At 75.5% G+C, this 16,512-nt stretch carries 16 protein-coding genes; 10 read left to right on the top strand and 6 right to left on the bottom strand.

Annotation, left to right across the window (positions count from 1 at the left end):
• Nucleotides 1–43: 43 nt before the first annotated feature.
• The 3 genes from ACIBCA_RS06125 to ACIBCA_RS06115 form a co-directional block, all read right to left on the bottom strand.
• Complete coding sequence (locus ACIBCA_RS06125) at nucleotides 44–1,168, bottom strand: hypothetical protein (protein WP_396281618.1); 1,125 nt, start codon at nucleotides 1,166–1,168, stop codon at nucleotides 44–46.
• Complete coding sequence (locus ACIBCA_RS06120; protein ID WP_396281617.1) at nucleotides 1,168–2,796, bottom strand: DUF3492 domain-containing protein; 1,629 nt, start codon at nucleotides 2,794–2,796, stop codon at nucleotides 1,168–1,170. The genes ACIBCA_RS06125 and ACIBCA_RS06120 overlap by 1 nt, the downstream gene beginning before the upstream one ends.
• Nucleotides 2,797–3,063: 267 nt before the next feature.
• The gene (locus ACIBCA_RS06115) at nucleotides 3,064–3,966 is read right to left on the bottom strand and encodes an alpha/beta fold hydrolase (protein WP_396281616.1); all 903 of its coding nucleotides are present in this window, start codon (nucleotides 3,964–3,966) and stop codon (nucleotides 3,064–3,066) included.
• A 243-nt stretch (nucleotides 3,967–4,209) separates the two neighbouring features.
• On the opposite strand from ACIBCA_RS06115, the gene ACIBCA_RS06110 reads away from it, so the two are divergent.
• The 3 genes from ACIBCA_RS06110 (at nucleotide 4,210) to ACIBCA_RS06100 (ending at nucleotide 5,673) form a co-directional block, all read left to right on the top strand.
• Entirely contained in the window at nucleotides 4,210–4,860 is a 651-nt protein-coding gene (locus ACIBCA_RS06110) for a TetR/AcrR family transcriptional regulator (protein WP_396281615.1), read from the top strand.
• Between the two features lie 129 nt (nucleotides 4,861–4,989).
• The gene (locus ACIBCA_RS06105) at nucleotides 4,990–5,217 is read left to right on the top strand and encodes a DUF3107 domain-containing protein (protein WP_396281614.1); all 228 of its coding nucleotides are present in this window, start codon (nucleotides 4,990–4,992) and stop codon (nucleotides 5,215–5,217) included.
• A 138-nt stretch (nucleotides 5,218–5,355) separates the two neighbouring features.
• Nucleotides 5,356–5,673: a hypothetical protein gene (locus ACIBCA_RS06100; protein ID WP_396281613.1), complete on the top strand. Its 318-nt coding sequence runs from the start codon at nucleotides 5,356–5,358 to the stop codon at nucleotides 5,671–5,673.
• Between the two features lie 10 nt (nucleotides 5,674–5,683).
• On the opposite strand, the gene ACIBCA_RS06095 is transcribed toward ACIBCA_RS06100, so the two are convergent.
• Complete coding sequence (locus ACIBCA_RS06095) at nucleotides 5,684–6,415, bottom strand: ferritin-like fold-containing protein (protein WP_396281612.1); 732 nt, start codon at nucleotides 6,413–6,415, stop codon at nucleotides 5,684–5,686.
• Between the two features lie 694 nt (nucleotides 6,416–7,109).
• Here ACIBCA_RS06095 and ACIBCA_RS06090 point away from each other — a divergent pair.
• From ACIBCA_RS06090 to ACIBCA_RS06070, 5 genes are all read left to right on the top strand, one after another.
• Entirely contained in the window at nucleotides 7,110–9,020 is a 1,911-nt protein-coding gene (locus ACIBCA_RS06090) for a DEAD/DEAH box helicase (RefSeq protein WP_396281611.1), read from the top strand.
• A 197-nt stretch (nucleotides 9,021–9,217) separates the two neighbouring features.
• Nucleotides 9,218–10,099: an alpha/beta fold hydrolase gene (locus ACIBCA_RS06085; protein ID WP_396281610.1), complete on the top strand. Its 882-nt coding sequence runs from the start codon at nucleotides 9,218–9,220 to the stop codon at nucleotides 10,097–10,099.
• 368 nt (nucleotides 10,100–10,467) lie between these two features.
• Nucleotides 10,468–10,626, top strand: a complete 159-nt coding sequence (locus ACIBCA_RS06080; protein WP_396281609.1) for a hypothetical protein — start codon at nucleotides 10,468–10,470, stop codon at nucleotides 10,624–10,626.
• Between the two features lie 341 nt (nucleotides 10,627–10,967).
• Complete coding sequence (locus tag ACIBCA_RS06075) at nucleotides 10,968–11,606, top strand: DUF6758 family protein (RefSeq protein ID WP_396281608.1); 639 nt, start codon at nucleotides 10,968–10,970, stop codon at nucleotides 11,604–11,606.
• A gap of 65 nt (nucleotides 11,607–11,671) precedes the next feature.
• Entirely contained in the window at nucleotides 11,672–12,532 is an 861-nt protein-coding gene (locus ACIBCA_RS06070; protein ID WP_396281607.1) for a PHP domain-containing protein, read from the top strand.
• 9 nt (nucleotides 12,533–12,541) lie between these two features.
• On the opposite strand, the gene ACIBCA_RS06065 is transcribed toward ACIBCA_RS06070, so the two are convergent.
• The gene (locus tag ACIBCA_RS06065; RefSeq protein ID WP_396281606.1) at nucleotides 12,542–13,180 is read right to left on the bottom strand and encodes a suppressor of fused domain protein; all 639 of its coding nucleotides are present in this window, start codon (nucleotides 13,178–13,180) and stop codon (nucleotides 12,542–12,544) included.
• Between the two features lie 392 nt (nucleotides 13,181–13,572).
• Here ACIBCA_RS06065 and corA point away from each other — a divergent pair, with 392 nt between their 5' ends.
• The gene (gene corA / locus ACIBCA_RS06060) at nucleotides 13,573–14,688 is read left to right on the top strand and encodes a magnesium/cobalt transporter CorA (RefSeq protein ID WP_396281605.1); all 1,116 of its coding nucleotides are present in this window, start codon (nucleotides 13,573–13,575) and stop codon (nucleotides 14,686–14,688) included.
• A 47-nt stretch (nucleotides 14,689–14,735) separates the two neighbouring features.
• Here corA and ACIBCA_RS06055 read toward each other — a convergent pair whose 3' ends face one another.
• Nucleotides 14,736–15,686 (bottom strand): DMT family transporter, encoded by a 951-nt coding sequence (locus tag ACIBCA_RS06055; protein WP_396281604.1) that lies wholly within the window; start codon nucleotides 15,684–15,686, stop codon nucleotides 14,736–14,738.
• Between the two features lie 139 nt (nucleotides 15,687–15,825).
• Here ACIBCA_RS06055 and ACIBCA_RS06050 point away from each other — a divergent pair, with 139 nt between their 5' ends.
• Nucleotides 15,826–16,362: a hypothetical protein gene (locus ACIBCA_RS06050; protein WP_396281603.1), complete on the top strand. Its 537-nt coding sequence runs from the start codon at nucleotides 15,826–15,828 to the stop codon at nucleotides 16,360–16,362.
• The last annotated feature ends 150 nt before the right edge of the window (nucleotides 16,363–16,512 follow it).

Genomic DNA, 16,512 nt, shown 5'->3' with positions numbered 1-16,512 from the left:
TCGGGATCGACCAGGCGGACTGACAAGCGAACGAACGTGAATGTCAAGGGAGTCGGCGCCGAAGGGGGTCGGTGCAGTACCGGTGGGCCCCGGCCCGGCCGAGCACGGCCCAGGCGTAGGCGAGCAGCGCCGCCGCGACGGCTCCGCCGCCCAGCAGCAGGGCCGTCGGCGCGTCCCGGCCGGTGGCGAGCAGCGCCCCGGTGGCGGCGGCCGCGGCCAGCGCGCCGAGCGCCGCCGCCGGGGCCCGGCCGCAGCGGGCCAGCAGGGCGGTCAGCACCAGCAGCAGGCCGAGCACGCCCTGTGCCGCCCACGGCCCGGGGCCGGCCCGCTCGGCGGCCAGGTGCAGCAGGCCCCCGCCGTGGCCGGGCCCGGGGCGCGGCGCGAGGGCGGTGAGCACGGCCAGCGCGGCGAAGGTCAGCACCGTGAGCACCGCCAGGTGCAGGGCCACGGCGACGGGCAGCACCGGGCGCATCCTGGCCCGGAACTCCGCCAGGGTGGCGGCCGAGCCGAGGTGCCCGCGCCCGACCTGCCGGTACCAGCGGGCGGCCCGCTCGGCGGCGCCCACCGACACGGCGGCGGCCAGCACCAGCGCGGCGCTCAGCGGCCGGTCGGCGCCGGGCGCGCACAGCGGGAGCAGCAGCAGGGCGGCCAGCCCCAGCCCGTAGCCGAGCAGGGCCGGGCTCCACCGGGAGGCGGGCTCGGGGCGCGGGGGTGCGTACGGGCCGATCCCGGCATCGGGCGCGTCGGGCCCGTACCAGGGCGGGCCGGGGGCGGCGGGCGGGTCGGCGGTGAGGGCGGGCAGCAGGGCGAGGGGGACGGCGGCGGGCAGCAGCGCCGCCGGGCCGGTGCCGAGGGCGGCGACCGCCGCGCAGGGCAGGGCGGCGAGGGCGGCGGCGAGCAGCGTGGCCCGGCTCGTGGCCGCGCAGGGCCGGGGCGGGGCCGCCTCGGGCGGGGGCGGGCGGCGCGGGACGCGGGCGTACAGCTCCTCGGCGAGGGCGAACAGGTCGCCGTGGCGGCAGCGGGCGGCGGTGTCGGGGCCGAGCCCGGCCTCCTCCAGCCCGGCGGCGATCTCCAGCGGATCGACGGCGCGCTCGCACAACTCCCGGTGCTCGGCCATGAGTTCACGCACCGGGTCGGCGCTGGCACCCGCCGCCGCGCCGCCGGGCATCAGACGGCCTCCGCGAGCGCGGGGCTGCGCGGGGCCTCGTCGGAGCCCTCGCCGTCCGCCGCGTGCGCCGCGTCCGCCGCGTACCCGGTCTCCTCGGCGCCGGGGGTGCGCGGCCCGTCGGCGAGCCAGAACTCGGCGGGCCGGGCGAAGGGGCGCGGGGCGCGGCCGCTCCCGTCGGCCGCGCCGCCGGGGAAGGCCGGGTACTGGGAGACGAGTTCCAGGTAGATCTCCCGGAAGGCGCCGATGACGGGCTCGACGGCGAAGCGTTCCTGCGCCCGCAGCCGACCGGCCAGGCCCAGCCGGTCGCGGCGCTCCTCGTCGCGCAGCAGGGCCAGGCAGGCCCCGGCCAGGGCGCGGGGGTCTCGGGCGGGCACCAGCAGACCGGTCGGGCCGACCACCTCCCGGGCGACGCCGACGTCGGTGGAGACGACGGCGCGGCCGCTCAGCATGGCGTCGGCGAGGAGTCCGGGGCGGCGCTGGGAGAGCGCGGAGAACACGGCGACGGTCCCGCCCGCCCAGGCGTCGGCGAGCGAGCCGGGCCGGCCGGCGAACTCCACCGCCCGCGCGACCCCGAGCCGCTCGGCGAGGGCCTCGCAGTGCGCCCGGTAGCCGGGGCTCGCCTCCTCGCCGTGCACCACCAGCCGGGCCCCGGGCAGGCCGTCGCGGACCTGCGCGAAGGCGTGCAGCATCAGTTCCAGGTCCCGGCCGGGCTCCAGGGCGCCGGCCCACACCAGCGTCGGCGCCTGCGGCCCGGCCCCGGCGGCCGGGCGCTCGACGGCCTCCGTGCCCTCGTACACCACCCGGGTGCGGGCCGGGTCGGCGCCGCAGCGGCGCTGCCACTGCTGGTCGTGGGCGCTGCCGGGGGTCAGTATCGCCGCCTGCCGGTAGGTCTCCTCGGTGAGCGCCCGGAAGAAGGCGAGCAGCAGGGCGCGGACGGGCCAGCGGTAGGGGGCCTCGCGGTAGCCGAGGTACTGCTCGCGCAGGTGCAGGCCGTGCTCGGTGACGACGAAGGGCACGCCGTGCAGGTGCCGGGCGACGAGCGCGGGCAGGGCGGCCGGGCCCGCGCCGACCACGTGGCACAGGTCGGCGGAGCCGAGGCCCCCGGGGCCGGTGCCGTACCAGGGCGCGGACAGCGGGCGCAGGCACTGTTCGAGGAGGTCGGCGGCGACGAGCACGTCGCACACCAGCGGGTGGCCGGCCGAGGTGTCCGCCCCGGGCAGGCGCCAGACCCGTTCCAGGACGCGGCGGGCGTGGGCGGAGGCGAGGAAGACGGGCAGGGTGGCGTCCTCGCGGGCGAGTTCGGCCAGCCGGTAGAGCCCGGCGGCGAATCCGGCCCGCTCGCGGGGCAGCACCAGGGCGCGCACCAGCTCCTCGTACGCCCGGGCGTACTGGCGTCTGCGCAGGGCGCCCGGGGCGCGGCCGCGCGGGCGGCGGCCCCACAGCGCCAGGTCGCGCGCCCCCCGCCAGGCGGGCGAGAGCCGCTCCACGGCCTCGATCCCCTGCGGGCCGGTGAGCAGGTACAGCTCGAACTCGTGCTCCGGCAGGCCCTCGGCGAGCCGGTCGCACCAGGCGCCGGCGCCACGCCTCGGATGCGGGCGGGCACCCTCGGTGAGCAGGGCAACGCGCACGGGAGACCTCCTAGTCAGCCGCCCCGGATCGGGGCCACGGGAGCCGCGGGGCCGTACGCCGGAAGCCTTCCTCGCGCCGCCGCCTGCCGATTCCTCCGGCGTCCGCGGCCCTCCCCCACACCTGTTCGGTCCGGCAGCAGAAAGGTAGGACCGGCCCGCGGCCCACCATCGCTCACCTGCCTGGTTGCCACCTGAACGAGTGAACCGGCGTGACTTCCCGCCCCACGGCGCCGTTACCGCGCGGTACGGGCGGGAGCGGCGTGCGGGTCAGCGCGCGGTGTGCGCGATCAGCTCCCGCACGGCGCGGGCCACCGCGTCCGGGTGCTCCATCATCGCGACGTGCCCGGACTCGGGCAGCACCAGCAGCCGGGCGTCGGCGAAGGCCGCGCAGGCCCGGCGGGCCGAGCGGTAGGCGACGAGCTTGTCGCGCAGCCCGTACACCAGCAGCACCGGCGCCTCGACCCGCTCGGCCTGGCGCCACAGCGCCTGCTCGCCGCGCTCGGTGTACGCGGAGACGATGCCCCGGGCCGAGCCGATCAGCGCCGCCATGGCGTGCGGCACCTCCAGCCGGCGCCGGTAGTCGGCCACCGCCTGGGCCCGGGCGGCCGGGCTCAGGGCCGCCGGGTCGCCGTAGACCAGGCGCAGCAGGTCCTCGGTGGCCGCCTCGGCGTCGCGCCGCCCGGCCGCCAGCCGTCCGGCCAGCGCGGGCAGCCCCGGCAGGGCGAGCAGCCCGGTCGGCCAGGCGGAGCGCTGCGGGGGCAGCTCCGGCAGGGCGGGCGAGACGAGGGTGAGGCTGCGCACCAGGTCGGGGCGCAGCGCGGCGAGGCGGACGGAGACGGCGCCGCCGAGCGAGTTGCCGAAGAGGTGGACGGGCCCGCGCCCGGCCGCCTCGAGCAGGCCGATGACGGCGCGCACGTGGCCGGAGAGGCTGAGGTCGCCGTCGCTGGGCGGGCCGGAGCGGCCGAAGCCGGGCAGGTCGACGGCCTCGCCGTCGAGCCGGTCGCCGAGGCGGTCCATGAGGGCCGTCCAGTTGGCGGCCGAGCCCCCGAGGCCGTGCACGAAGAGGGCGGGCTCGCGCCCGTCCGGGCCGTCACCGTCCGTGCCCCGGTGGACCGCCAGTACCGCTCCGGGGACCTCGACGGTACGGACCTGCTGCTCAGGGCTGCTCATGGTGGACGATGGTAGTGAGCGGGGTTCGGGGGCGCCCGGGGTGGCCCTGATCGTCTTCCCCCTCGTCACAGCACTGCTTCTGCCTCGTCACAGCACTGCCGGGGCCGAGGTCAGCGCCGTATTGTGGGCTCCTGACAAGCCTGCCGATCGGATTTCTCGCCCTCGCCCGAACGCGGGCGCGGTTACCGAAAAGTAGAATCGGCCGTCTCGTCGACCCCGAAGAACCCCGAAGTGAGGAGCGCCGTGACGGCCATCCAGGAGGCGCAGGAGCGCCCGCGCGGTGCCCGCCTGCCGCGAAGCGCCCGCCGTGAACAACTGCTCGGTGCCGCCCAGGAGGTGTTCGTCGCGCAGGGTTACCACTCGGCCGCCATGGACGACATCGCCGACCGCGCCGGGGTCAGCAAGCCGGTGCTGTACCAGCACTTCCCCGGGAAGCTGGAGCTGTACCTGGCCCTGCTGGACAAGCACTGCGACGCCCTGGTCGAGTCGACGCGCGAGGCGCTGTCGGCGACGACGGACAACAAGCAGCGGGTCGCGAACACGATGGAGGCGTACTTCAACTACGTCTCCAGCGAGTCGGGCGCGTTCCGGCTGGTCTTCGAGTCGGACCTGACGAACGAGCCGGCCGTGCGCGAGCGGGTGGAGCGGGCCTCCGAGGCGAGCGCGACGCTGGTCAGCAAGGTGATCCAGGAGGACACCGACCTGCCCGAGGCCGAGTCCAAGCTGCTGGCCGCCGGCGTCTGCGGCCTGGCCCAGATCACCGCCCGGTACTGGCTCTCGCAGGGTCTGGAGATCCCGCGCGACGAGGCGGTGCGCCTGGTCGCCAGCCTGTCCTGGCGCGGCCTGAAGGGCTTCCCCATGCACCCCACCGAAGGTGCCCCCCAGCAGGGCTGATCCGGCAGACCTTCGCCTACCCGGTGATCTCGTGCTCTATGGTGAAGCCCGTACGGCGCGGTCGCCGCGAACGCTTGTCCCAGGCGCTCCGGTGCCCGTGCGTGGAGGCCGCAACCCCGGAGGGAAGCCGTGGAGGTCAAGATCGGCGTGCAGAACGCGCCGCGCGAGATCGTGATCGAGAGCTCGCAGAGTGCCGATGAGGTCGAGAGCGCCGTCGCCGACGCCCTGGGGGGCAAGGCTCAGCTCCTCTCGCTGACCGACGAGCAGGGCCGTCGGGTCCTCGTCCCCGCCGACCGCCTGGCGTACGTGGAGATCGGCGAGCCGTCCGTCCGCAAGGTCGGTTTCGGCGCCCTCTGAGAGGCCGCACGAGCATCGCGTCACGGTGCCCCGCTCCCACCCGGGAGCGGGGCACCGTCGCGTGTACGGGCCGCTCGGGCGGGGTACGGCGGTGGTGCGGCGCCGCACGCCGCACGCCCGTCCCCCGGGGAGGCCGCCTTGCTGGTCGAATCGATCGCCTTCGCCCTCGTCGGCCTGGCCACCGGCGCCCTCGCGCTGCTGGGCCTGCCCGCCCACTTCCGCGCGCCCAGGGCGCTGACGGTGGGGACGGCCCTGGCCTCGGCCCTGCTGGGCGGGACGGTGGCGCACTTCTGCCTGGACGGGCGCTACCCGGTCGGCTCGGTGGTCGCCGCGGCCCTGACCTCGGGGGTGCTCACCTCGCTGCTGGCCCGGCCCGACCTCGCGGCCGGGCGCGCCCCGGCGCACCGCCACCGCCCGGGCGCCCACCGCGCGCAGCGGCGGCACCGGGCGGCCTGAGCGGCACGGGTCAGGAGGCGAGGCCCAGGGCGGCCATGCGCCTGGTGTGCGCCTCGGTGATCCGGTTGAACATCTTGCCGACCTCGACGAGGTCGAAGCCCTGCACCTGCACGCCGCCGACCAGCAGGTTCGACAGCGCGTCGCGCTCGGCGACCACCCGCTGGGCCTGGCTGAGCGCCTCGCCCATCAGCCGCCGGCCCCACAGGGCGAGCCGGCCGCCGGCGCGCGGGTCGGCCTCGATGGCCTGGCGGACCTTGTCGACGGCGAACTGGCCGTGGCCGGTGTCGGACATGACGCCGAGCACCAGGTCCCGGGTGTCGTCGTCGAGGCGGACGGCCACCTCGCGGTAGAAGTCGGTGGCGATGGCGTCGCCCACGTACGCCTTGACCAGGCCCTCCAGCCAGTCCGAGGGCGCCGTCATCCGGTGGAACAGCTCCAGCGGCTCGACGAAGGGGCGCATGGCCTCCTGCGGGTCGGCGCCGACCTCGGCGAGGCGGTCGTGCAACCGCTGGTAGTGCTGGAACTCGGAGGAGGCCATCCGGGCCAGGGCCGCCTTGTCGGCGAGGTCGGGGGCCAGCTTGGCGTCCTCGGCGAGCCGCTCGAAGGCGCTCAGCTCGCCGTACGCGAGCGCGCCGAGCAGATCCAGCACCGCGGCGCGGTAGCCGGGGTCGGCCGAGCACGTCGCCCAGTCGCCGATCGAGCCGGCCGCGCCGTCGTCCTGCGTCTCACCATGGGTCTCCATGACCCTGAACCTTAGTCCGGCCCGGGCCCCCTCCCCACCGCGGCCGCACCCGGGTGACCGGCGGGATCACACCGTTCCCGGCCGGTCGCGGGGGTCCATGTCAGACGCGTCACGTGTTCGAGTCGTCGCCTGACTGTATGGTGGTACGGAGCCCCGTCGTGCTCGCACGGAGTCACCGCCGTCTCGGTGCCCCCGCGCAGGCCCTCCGGTGGCGGCACCGTCTCCTCGGACGCGTCCGCACCGAAGGCACGGGTACTCACGTACGCGGATGCCCGGTCGGAGAGCCGATCGGCTCCGACCAGGGCTTGGACCTCAAGCCTTGGCACCGCATCAGTGGCCGAGCGAGGGCCGCCGAGACCCCGCCCCACGCGGAGGTCCCGCGCAGGTCCCTCACGGGATTCCTCCCCGACGCCGCCGGCGACGCGCCCCGCACTCCGGGCCGCGCGCACCGGCCGGCCGCAGGGACCGGCGCGGTTGTGCGTCCGCGCAGCTGTACTGCAGGCCGACCAGGCCCGTACACAGCCGCGCGCGCCCGCCCGCCGCTCGCTCTCGGCCCCTCCCACACGGAAGAGGCAGCACCCTGTCCACCACCACTGAACCCAACAAGACGACGTTCCGAGATCTCGGCATCCTCGCCGAGACCGCGGAGGCCCTCGAGTCCGTCGGCATCGTCCACCCCTTCCCGATCCAGGAGATGACCCTCCCCGTGGCCCTGACCGGCCACGACGTCATCGGCCAGGCCAAGACCGGCACCGGCAAGACCCTCGGTTTCGGCCTCCCCCTGATCGAGCGGTCCATCGTGCGCGCCGACGTCGACGCCGGCCGGGCCACGGAGGAGCAGCTCTCCGACTTCCCGCAGGCGCTGATCGTCGTCCCGACGCGCGAGCTGTGCACCCAGGTCACCAACGACCTGCAGACCGCCGGCAAGGTCCGCAACGTCCGCGTGCTCGCCGTCTACGGCGGCCGGGCGTACGAGCCGCAGGTCGAGGCGCTCAACAAGGGCGTCGACATCGTCGTCGGCACCCCGGGGCGTCTGCTCGACCTCGCCGGGCAGAAGAAGCTGAACCTGTCCAAAGTCCGCGCGCTGGTCCTCGACGAGGCCGACGAGATGCTCGACCTCGGCTTCCTGCCGGACGTCGAGAAGATCATCACCATGCTGCCGGCCAAGCGGCAGACCCTGCTGTTCTCCGCCACCATGCCGGGCCAGGTCATCAACCTCGCCCGCCGGTACATGAGCCAGCCGACCCACATCCGGGCCGCCGCCCCGGACGACACCGGCGCGACCGTCGCCAACATCGAGCAGCACATCTTCCGTGCGCACTCGCTGGACAAGGTCGAGATGGTCTCGCGCATCCTGCAGGCCGACGGCCGCGGGCTGGCGATGATCTTCTGCCGCACCAAGCGCACCGCCGCCGACGTCTCCGACCAGCTCACCCAGCGCGGCTTCGCCGCCGGCGCCGTTCACGGCGACCTCGGCCAGGGCGCCCGCGAGCAGGCCCTGCGGGCCTTCCGCAACGGCAAGGTCGACGTTCTCGTCTGCACCGACGTCGCCGCCCGCGGCATCGACGTCGAGGGCGTGACGCACGTCGTCAACTACCAGTGCCCCGAGGACGAGAAGACCTACCTGCACCGGATCGGCCGCACCGGCCGCGCCGGCGCCTCGGGCACGGCCGTCACCCTGGTCGACTGGGACGACATCCCGCGCTGGCAGCTGATCAACAAGGCGCTGGACCTGCCGTTCAACGAGCCGGAGGAGACCTACTCCACCTCGCCGCACCTGTACGAGCTGCTCAAGATCGCGCCGGGCATCAAGGGCGTGCTGCCCCGCTCGGAGCGCACCCGGGCCGGGCTCGGCGCCGAGGTCATCGAGGACCTCGGTGAGACCGGCGGTCGCGGTGCCCGCACCGGCGGCGGCCGCGGTCGCGGCGGCCGGGACAGCTCGGGCGGCCCCGCCGTCGAGACCCCGGCGGCGGAGGAGAAGCCGCGCCGCACCCGTGAGCGCCGTCGCACCCGCCGCGGTTCGACGGTCGGCGAGGAGGGCGCGGCCGAGGTCGCGGTCGCCGCGGAGACGGCTCCGGCCGTCGAGGGCGCCGGCACCGAGGAGGCCGCGGCCCCGCGCCGCCGCCGTCGCCGCTCGCGCGCCGGTTCGGCCGCGGCGGAGGCCGTCGAGGCCGCCGCCGTGACGGTCGAGGCCCCGGAGGCCGCGGTCGCGGTCGTCGAGCCGGTCGTCGAGGCCGTCGAGGCTCCGGTCGCGAAGAAGGCCACCCGGACGCGTACGCGCAAGGCCGTGGTCGAGGCCGTCGAGGCCGTCGAGGCCCCGGTCGTCGAGGCCGTCGCCGAGGCCGCCGAGGCCGCCGAGGCCCCGGTGGCCAAGAAGGCGACCCGGACCCGCAAGCCGAAGGCCGAGACCGTCGAGGCCCCGGCCACCGAGGCCGTCGCCGAGGCCGCCGAGCCGAAGCCCGCCACCCGGACGCGTACGCGCAAGCCCAAGGCCACGGCCGAGACCGCCCCCGAGGCGGCCCCGGCCACCGAGACCCCCACCGAGGTCCCGGCCCCCCGCAAGCGCACCCGCACCCGCAAGGCCACCCCGGCCACCGAGAGCTGAGCACCCCCTCGGCCCCACCCCCGCGCCGCCCGACACCCCAGGTGTCGGGCGGCGCGGGCGTTTCCGGACGGCGGCGCCGGGTGGTGTGCGACCAGGCGAGCCAAGCGCGCGAGCGGCACGACCGCTCGCGGGCGGCGCAGCCGCGTGGCCCTAGGCTCGGGCGCGGTGGGTCGTCGAGGTGGTGGGAGGTGCGGGGGATGAGTACGCCGCCGTTTCTGGTGTTGCCCGGGTGTGCGCGGGTGGAGCGGGTGGGGACGGGGCGGGGGGAGTTCGCGGCGTTGCGGGCGGAGCCGGTGGGGGCGGTGCGGGGGTCGGCGTTGCTGGTGCCGGGGTTCACGGGCAGCAAGGAGGACTTCATCGCGCTGCTGGAGCCGCTGGCGGCCGCCGGGTACCGGGTGACGGCCGTGGACCAGCGGGGCCAGTACGAGACGGGCGGGCCGGACGATCCCGCCGCGTACACCGTCGCCGCGCTGGGCGAGGACGTGCGGGCGCTGGCCGACGCGCTGGCGGCCGAGGGCGGCGGCCCGGTGCACCTGCTGGGGCACTCCTTCGGCGGGCAGGTCGTGCGCGAGGCGGTGCTCGCCGCCGGGCCGGGCCCGGTGCCGTGGCGTTCGCTGACCCTGATGTCCACCGGTCCGGGCGCCATCGAGCCGTCCGAGGCGGCCCGCACCAGGCTGCTGCTGGACGTGCTGCCGGTGATGAGCCTGGAGGAGATCTGGCGGGTGATCCAGCAGCTGGACGCGCAGAGCCCGCAGCCGAAGCCGGTCCTCGCCCCGGAGATCGCGGAGTTCATGCACCGCCGCTGGGTGGCGAACGTGCCGGCCTCGCTGAGCGTCACCGGCGGCCATCTGGTGGCCGCGCCGGACCGGGTGGCGGAGCTGGCCGGGGCCGTCCGGGCCCGGGTGCTGCCGGTGCTGGTGATGTCGGGGGTGCGGGACTACGCGTGGCCGGTGCCGCAGCAGAGCGGGATGGCCGTGCGGCTGGGCGCGCGCCGGGTGGTGGTGGAGGAGTCGGGGCACTCCCCCGCCGCGGAGCGGCCGGTGGAGACGGCGCGGGCGTTGGCCGGATTCTGGGGCTGAGCGCCACCGTCGCCCAAGTGGTCTGAACCACTTTCGTGATCCGATCGTTCTTTTTCGCGCGACAAAAGTCGTTAGTTACGGTAATCTTTGATTCTGTCCGGGAATCATCGCCGTCCGCACCAGGCCGCCCGTCGGTCGAAACCTGGACGTAACGGACGGGCAACGGCCCGGCAGCACCGCCACGTCATCGTGGCTCACGAGGCAGAAGACGCACGAGGCAAGCCCAGGGGGAGCCCTTGCCGCAGCAGACCGCCGCACGTACCAGCCGTCCGGTCCGGCCGTTTCGCCGGACCCGCAGGACCCCGAAAGGGCTGATCCCGACTCAGCCCGCATCTCCCCGCCCGACGGGGACAGGAAAGGAGACACCCATGACCAAGCCCATGCGCTTCGAGATCGTCCGCCTCGACGAGGCCGACGGCTCCGCCACCGGCCGCCAGATCGCCGACGCCGAGACCGTCCGCGAGGTCGTCCAGGCCGCCGCCCGCACCGGCGAACGCCTGCTCATCCGCCCGTGCCCGACCGTCTGACCCTGCGCGGCGCCTGCGACCGGGAGGTCACACCCGCCGCCGACGAGCAGGGACCGTCCGACCCGGACGTGCCGATACCCGACTGACGCCCCGTCACCGCGATCGCCGATGACGGGGCGTCAGTGCGTTCAGGGCTCGTTCGAAGCCCGATCGGACCCCGGCCGTCCCCACCACCCCCGACGTTTGCCGCCCTCCGCGACGGGACATCCCCCAACGGGAACCGCCCGGACCCTCGCCCACCCCGCGCCGACCGGGCTTGTGCCACCGACAGGTGCGGCCGAGCCCTCCGTACGGGTGATCGTCCTTGACGCGGCGGTCCGGAGGGAGGAGCGTTGTCGGCTATGAGGGGCGAGCCAAGCTGCCCGAGGTGCGCCGGTCGGGTCCGCGCCCCCGGTCTGTTTTCGGACACCTGGCAGTGCGACCGGCACGGAGCCGTGCACCCGATGCAACCCGTGCTGCCTCCGAGCGTGGAGGCCCTCGGCGTCGCCGTGGCCCGCTCCCAGGTCCCCGTCTGGCTGCCCTGGCCGCTCCCGGTCGGCTGGCTCTACACCGGCATCGCGCACGTGGGCGACGACGTCTCGGGCGCCCGGGCCACCGCCGTCGCCTGCGCCGGGCCCGCGCCGCTGGGCGGGTTCGGGGAGCTGGTGCTCGTCGCCGAGGAGCTCGGGGTCGGGCTCGGCGCCCGCTACGCCGGGCTCCCGGGGCCGGACCCGGGCGATTCCGTCGGCCTGTACAAGCCCGCCGACGCCAAGCTGATGGCCGCCGGGCGGCCCACCCCGATGTTCCACGTCCCGGACGCGCCCGCCGACCGCGCGGTGTTCGCCGGCGAGGCCCGCGGGCTCTGGCTCTGGGCGATCGCCTGGCCCGAGCAGTCGGCGCTGGTGATGTACGACGAACTGGTGCTCACCGACCTGCGCGAGGCCGGGGCCGAACTGGGCCTGCTGCCCTGCGGCGCCCTCTCCCCCCGGCTGCTCGGGTAGGCCGGAGAACGACGGCCCGGCTCCCCTATCCTGGGCGGCATTCCACGAGCCCCAGGAGACGCCCCGTGCGCATCGACCTGCACGCCCACAGCAACGCCTCCGACGGCACCGACAGCCCGGCCGAGCTGGTCGCGGCGGCGGCCGCCGCCGGACTCGACGTCGTCGCGCTGACCGACCACGACACGGTGGCCGGCCACGCCGAGGCCGCCGAGGCGGTGCACGCGCTGCCGGCCGGCACCCGGCTGACCGTGGTGCCGGGCGCCGAGCTGTCCTGCGTGGTGGACGGCATCAGCATGCACCTGCTGGCGTACCTGTTCGACCCCGAGGAGCCGGAGTTCGCGCGCGAGCGGGAGCTGGTGCGCACCGACCGGTTCCGGCGCGGGCGGGCGATCGTCGAGCGCTGCCGCGAACTGGGCGCCGGGATCACCTGGGAGCAGGTGCGGCGCATCGCCGGGGCCGGCTCGGTCGGGCGGCCGCACATCGCCAGCGCCCTGATGGAGGCGGGCGTGGTGGCCACCGTCTCGGACGCCTTCACCCCCGAGTGGCTGGCCAACGGCGGCCGGGCGGACGTGCGCAAGCACGAGACCGATCCGCTGGTGGCCGTACGGCTGGTCCGGGCGGCCGGCGGGGTGCCGGTCTTCGCCCACCCCGGCGCGGTCAAGCGCGGCCGTACGGTGCCGGAGCACGTGATCGCCGACCTCGCGGCGGCCGGGCTCGGCGGCCTGGAGGTGGACCACACCGACCACGACGAGGAGACCAGGGCGCACCTGCGCGGCCTGGCCGGGGAGCTGGGGCTGCTGGTGACGGGCTCCAGCGACTACCACGGCGAGCGCAAGACCGTCCGCCTGGGCGAGCACACCACCGACCCGGCGGTGTACGAGGCGCTGCTGGCGCAGGCGAGCGGCGCGAAGCCGATCGAGCGGTAGAGGACCCGCTCAGTCGAGGGGTACGCCGCGGCGCCGGGGGTCGCGCAGGTCGGTGCCGTGGTTCAGCCAGCGCTCCTGGAGGGCGGCGGCGCCGTGCACCCGCTTCCAGCCGGCCTCGTTGGGCGTCATCGGCAGCAGGGGCAGGAACCGTACGGGCTCGGCGGGTTCGGCCAGGTCGAGGTCCTCGACCAGGCCGCCGGGCTCGGCGGCGAGCACCGAGGTGAAGGGGGCGCCCTCCCAGAGGGGGGCGCCGAGGTCCAGCGAGCCGCCGGGGGCCACGACCAGGCCCTCGACCTGCGGGGTCGCGGCGAAGGTGGCGAGGGGGCGCAGCACGTCGTCGCGGCCGCCGCGCACGGTCAGCAGCAGTTCGACGCGCGGGCCGCGCACCTGGTCGGCGACGGGCGAGGTCGGGTCGGCCATCGGCGCGGCGGCCATGCCGAGGGTCGAGTACCGGACGAGGCCCTCGGCGTCCGGGCCGAAGCGCAGCACCTCGACGCGGTCGGCGCCGAGGAAGGTGACGGCGGCCCGGCCGCTCGGTTCGCCGAAGGTGGCGATCAGCCGGGCTTCGACGGCGGCCAGCACCGCCTCCCTGGTCAGGTCCGGGGAGTCGCCGTGGAAGTCGCCGAAGAGCGGGAAGTCGTGCGCCATGCCGGTGAGCGTAACCCGCGGCTCCGGGAAGGGGGCGGGCCCGGGCTTCCCGCGTCAAGCCTGGGTAAACCCCGGAGCGGGGAGGTGCCTTCGGGTGTTAGGGTGAGCGACTGGCCACCGGGACGTCTCTGCCCCGGGGCGGCGGCGCGAAGGAGGTGGTTGCGGTGGATACCGGCCGACCATGCAGTACCGGCAGCTCTGCCCGGCCCCGTCTTCCCCGCACCCCCCGCTTCGCAGGCTGATCCTGCGGTAGGCCCGGGTGGCTGATCGGCGAACGACCCGGTCGGGAGAGCACCTTCGTCCCTTCACCCGGTGTTCCTCGCCGTCGTCCTGTGGCCGTCCGATCCTCGTTCCGTGCCGCCGTGCGACGGCTCCTGCCCAGGGAGCCTGCCTTGTCGATGATCAACAACCTGCGCGCCGCCGTCCGCCCCAACCGCCGCCGTTCGGTGGCCGGTTCGTACGACGCCCTCCCCGAGGGCGCCGGCTCGGCCGTCGTGGACTGCGCGGTGTACCAGCACGGCCGGCGGGCCGGCGACAGCTGCAGCCCCCGTGAGGCCGCCCGCCGGGTCAAGGCGGCGCACCAGTTCCCGGAAGCGGCCGGCTCGTTCAGCTGGATCGGCCTGCACGAGCCGACGGAGGCCGAGTTCGAGGGGATCGCCCAGCGCTTCGGCCTGCACCCGCTCGCGGTGGAGGACGCGGTGCACGCCCACCAGCGCCCCAAGGTCGAGCGCTACGACGACGTCCTCTTCGCCGTCTTCAAGACCGTCCGCTACGTCGAGCACGACCAACTCACGCCCACCAGCGAGGTGGTGGAGACGGGCGAGCTGATGGCCTTCGTCGGGCGCGACTTCGTGATCACCGTCCGGCACGGCGGTCACGGCTCGCTCCAGGAGCTGCGCCACCGGCTGGAGGCGGACGACTCGGGGCTGCTCGCCAGAGGCCCGTCCGCGGTGCTGCACGCGATCGCCGACCACGTGGTGGACAACTACCTGCTCGTCGCCGAGCGGCTCCAGACGGACGTGGACGACATCGAGTACGGCGTCTTCTCGGCCAAGGGCGGCCGCAGCGCGGACGTCGGCCGGGTGTACCAACTCAAGCGCGAGGTCCTGGAGTTCAAGCGCGCGGTGGTGCCGCTGCTGCGCCCGATGCAGCAGCTGTCCGAGCCGCAGCAGAGCCTGGTGAACCCGGAGGTGCAGAAGTACTTCCGCGACGTCGCCGACCACCTGGCCCGGGTGACGGAGCAGGTGCAGGGCTTCGACGAGCTGCTGAACTCGCTGCTCCAGGCGAACCTGGCGCAGGTCTCGGTGGCGCAGAACGAGGACATGCGCAAGATCACCGCCTGGGCGGCGATCTTCGCGGTGCCGACCATGATCACCGGCGTGTACGGCATGAACTTCGAGTACATGCCCGAGCTGAAGAGCCCGTACGGCTATCCGACGGTGCTGGGCGGGATCGTCCTGATCTGCATCGGGATGTACCGGGGCTTCCGCCGCAACGGCTGGCTCTGAGCCGCCGGCGCGTCCCGCCCCCGTCCTGCCGCCGTCCTGCCGCCGTCCTACCGCCGCCCGCCACGGGCGACGAGGACCAGGCCGAGCAGGATCAGCACCACCGCCGGGTAGGCGGCCGCCGGGGGCCACTGGCCGAGCCAGACGGCGGCGATCGCGGCCGCGCCCGGGGTCTCCAGCAGGATCGCGGTGGAGGTGATCGACGGGCCGAGGGTGCGCACCACGCGGTTGCTCAGCGAGTGGCCGAGCAGCTGGGCGGTGACCATCAGCAGCACGATCTGCCACCAGACGCCGGCCGGCCAGCCCGACAGGCGGGTGCCGGTGACCAGGCAGATGACCAGCAGGCCCGCCGCCGTGGTGGCGTAGCAGACCAGGGTGTACGCGGTGGTGCTGACGCTCTTGCGGACCTCGGCGCCCAGCAGCATGTACCCGGCGGCGGCCAGGCCCGCGGCGAGGGCGAGGGCGTCGCCGAGCAGGGCGCGCGGCGAGAGCGAGAGGTCGACGCCGGTGAGCACCAGCACCCCGGCGAAGGCCACGCTCGTACCGAGCCAGACCATCCGCGGCGCCCGGTGGCCCATCAGCCGCATCAGCAGGATCGTCCACAGCGGTGTGGTGGTGACCAGCGCGGTGGCGGAGGCGACCGAGGTCATCCTCAGGCTGGGCATCCACAGCGCGAAGTGCACGGCCAGCAGCGCCCCGGCGGCGACGGCCAGCAGCAGCGCCCGCCGGGAGATGCCGCGCAGTTCGGCGCGGTGGCGCAGCAGCGCGTACGGGCCGAGCACGCCGACCGACATGACGTTGCGCCACAGGGCGATGGCCAGGGCGGGCGCGGCGGTGGCGCTGATGAGCGGGCCGGACATGGAGATGCCGGCGATGGAGACGGCGAGCAGCAGCAGGTCGGCGGTGGGCAGCGGGTGCGCCGGGGGCCGGTGGGCGGCGGGCGCGGCGCTCTCGGTTGCGGGGGCGGTTGCGGGGGCGGTGGCGGGCCGGGCGGCGGGCACGGCGCTCCTTCGCTGGTCACGTGGATCGGGCGCTCATACCGTAAGGCCCGTGACGGTCCGATGGAACTGTCTCTCAGGGGTTGAGACCTTCCGTCCCGTCCGACCCCGGCATCCAAAGCACCCCAGTACGCTGTGCGCCATGGACCGTACGCCCGCCGCCACCGCCGACGCCTTCCTCGACCGGGCCCTCCTGGAGGAGGCCGCGAAGAAGTCCGGCCTGCTGTGGGTGCGGGCCGACGGCCAGGAGCAGCCCCGCCCGCTCTGGCACGCCTGGCACGACGGCGCCGTGGTGGTCGTCGGCGACGGCGCCGAGCAGCCGCTGCACGGCCTGACGGCGGGCGCCGGGGCGCAGGTCACCGTGCGCAGCAAGGACAAGGGCGGACGGCTGACGGGCTGGCGCGCCTGGGTGTCGGAGCTGGCGCCGGGCGGCGAGGCCTGGTCGGGGGCCGTCGAGGAGCTCAAGGGCAAGCGGCTCAACGCCCCGGACACCGACGCGATCACGCAGCGCTGGGCCCGCGAGTGCCGGGTGCTGCGCCTGGAGCCGGCCGGGGAGCTCGACGAGCGCCCGGGCGCGATGCCGGACGACTCACAGGCGGCCTCGCCGATGCCGACCCCGGCCACGACCCGCCGCCCGATCCCCGCGGGCCTGCCCAAACTGCTGTTCAAGCGACGTTAAGACCGACCGGCGAATGAGGGGCGGGTGAAGGAGCGGCGTCCGGGCCGAGTCCGGGCGGTGCCGACGAGGGAGGCGCAGCGGAGCTGCGGCGACTGAGGAGAAGCCGTCCGGGCGAGAGTCCGGGGGCCGCGACGCCGCCCCTCATTCGCC

Origin of the sequence: Kitasatospora sp. NPDC051170, assembly GCF_044455705.1 — a bacterium.
Taxonomy (GTDB): domain Bacteria; phylum Actinomycetota; class Actinomycetes; order Streptomycetales; family Streptomycetaceae; genus Kitasatospora.
The sequence above is the reverse complement of the archived record's forward strand: the minus strand, read 5'-3'. Positions and strand labels throughout refer to the sequence as shown.

What these genes read in the sequence shown, in the direction of transcription:
- ACIBCA_RS06080 (WP_396281609.1), top strand. Translation starts at nt 10,468, where the DNA reads ATGACCAAGCCCATGCGCTTCGAGATCGTCCGCCTCGACGAGGCCGAC.
- ACIBCA_RS06090 (WP_396281611.1), top strand. Translation starts at nt 7,110, where the DNA reads ATGACCCTCCCCGTGGCCCTGACCGGCCACGACGTCATCGGCCAGGCC.
- ACIBCA_RS06095 (WP_396281612.1), bottom strand. Translation starts at nt 6,415, where the DNA reads ATGGAGACCCATGGTGAGACGCAGGACGACGGCGCGGCCGGCTCGATC.
- ACIBCA_RS06125 (WP_396281618.1), bottom strand. Translation starts at nt 1,168, where the DNA reads ATGCCCGGCGGCGCGGCGGCGGGTGCCAGCGCCGACCCGGTGCGTGAA.
- ACIBCA_RS06115 (WP_396281616.1), bottom strand. Translation starts at nt 3,966, where the DNA reads ATGAGCAGCCCTGAGCAGCAGGTCCGTACCGTCGAGGTCCCCGGAGCG.
- ACIBCA_RS06085 (WP_396281610.1), top strand. Translation starts at nt 9,218, where the DNA reads ATGAGTACGCCGCCGTTTCTGGTGTTGCCCGGGTGTGCGCGGGTGGAG.
- ACIBCA_RS06050 (WP_396281603.1), top strand. Translation starts at nt 15,826, where the DNA reads ATGGACCGTACGCCCGCCGCCACCGCCGACGCCTTCCTCGACCGGGCC.
- ACIBCA_RS06065 (WP_396281606.1), bottom strand. Translation starts at nt 13,180, where the DNA reads ATGGCGCACGACTTCCCGCTCTTCGGCGACTTCCACGGCGACTCCCCG.
- ACIBCA_RS06075 (WP_396281608.1), top strand. Translation starts at nt 10,968, where the DNA reads ATGAGGGGCGAGCCAAGCTGCCCGAGGTGCGCCGGTCGGGTCCGCGCC.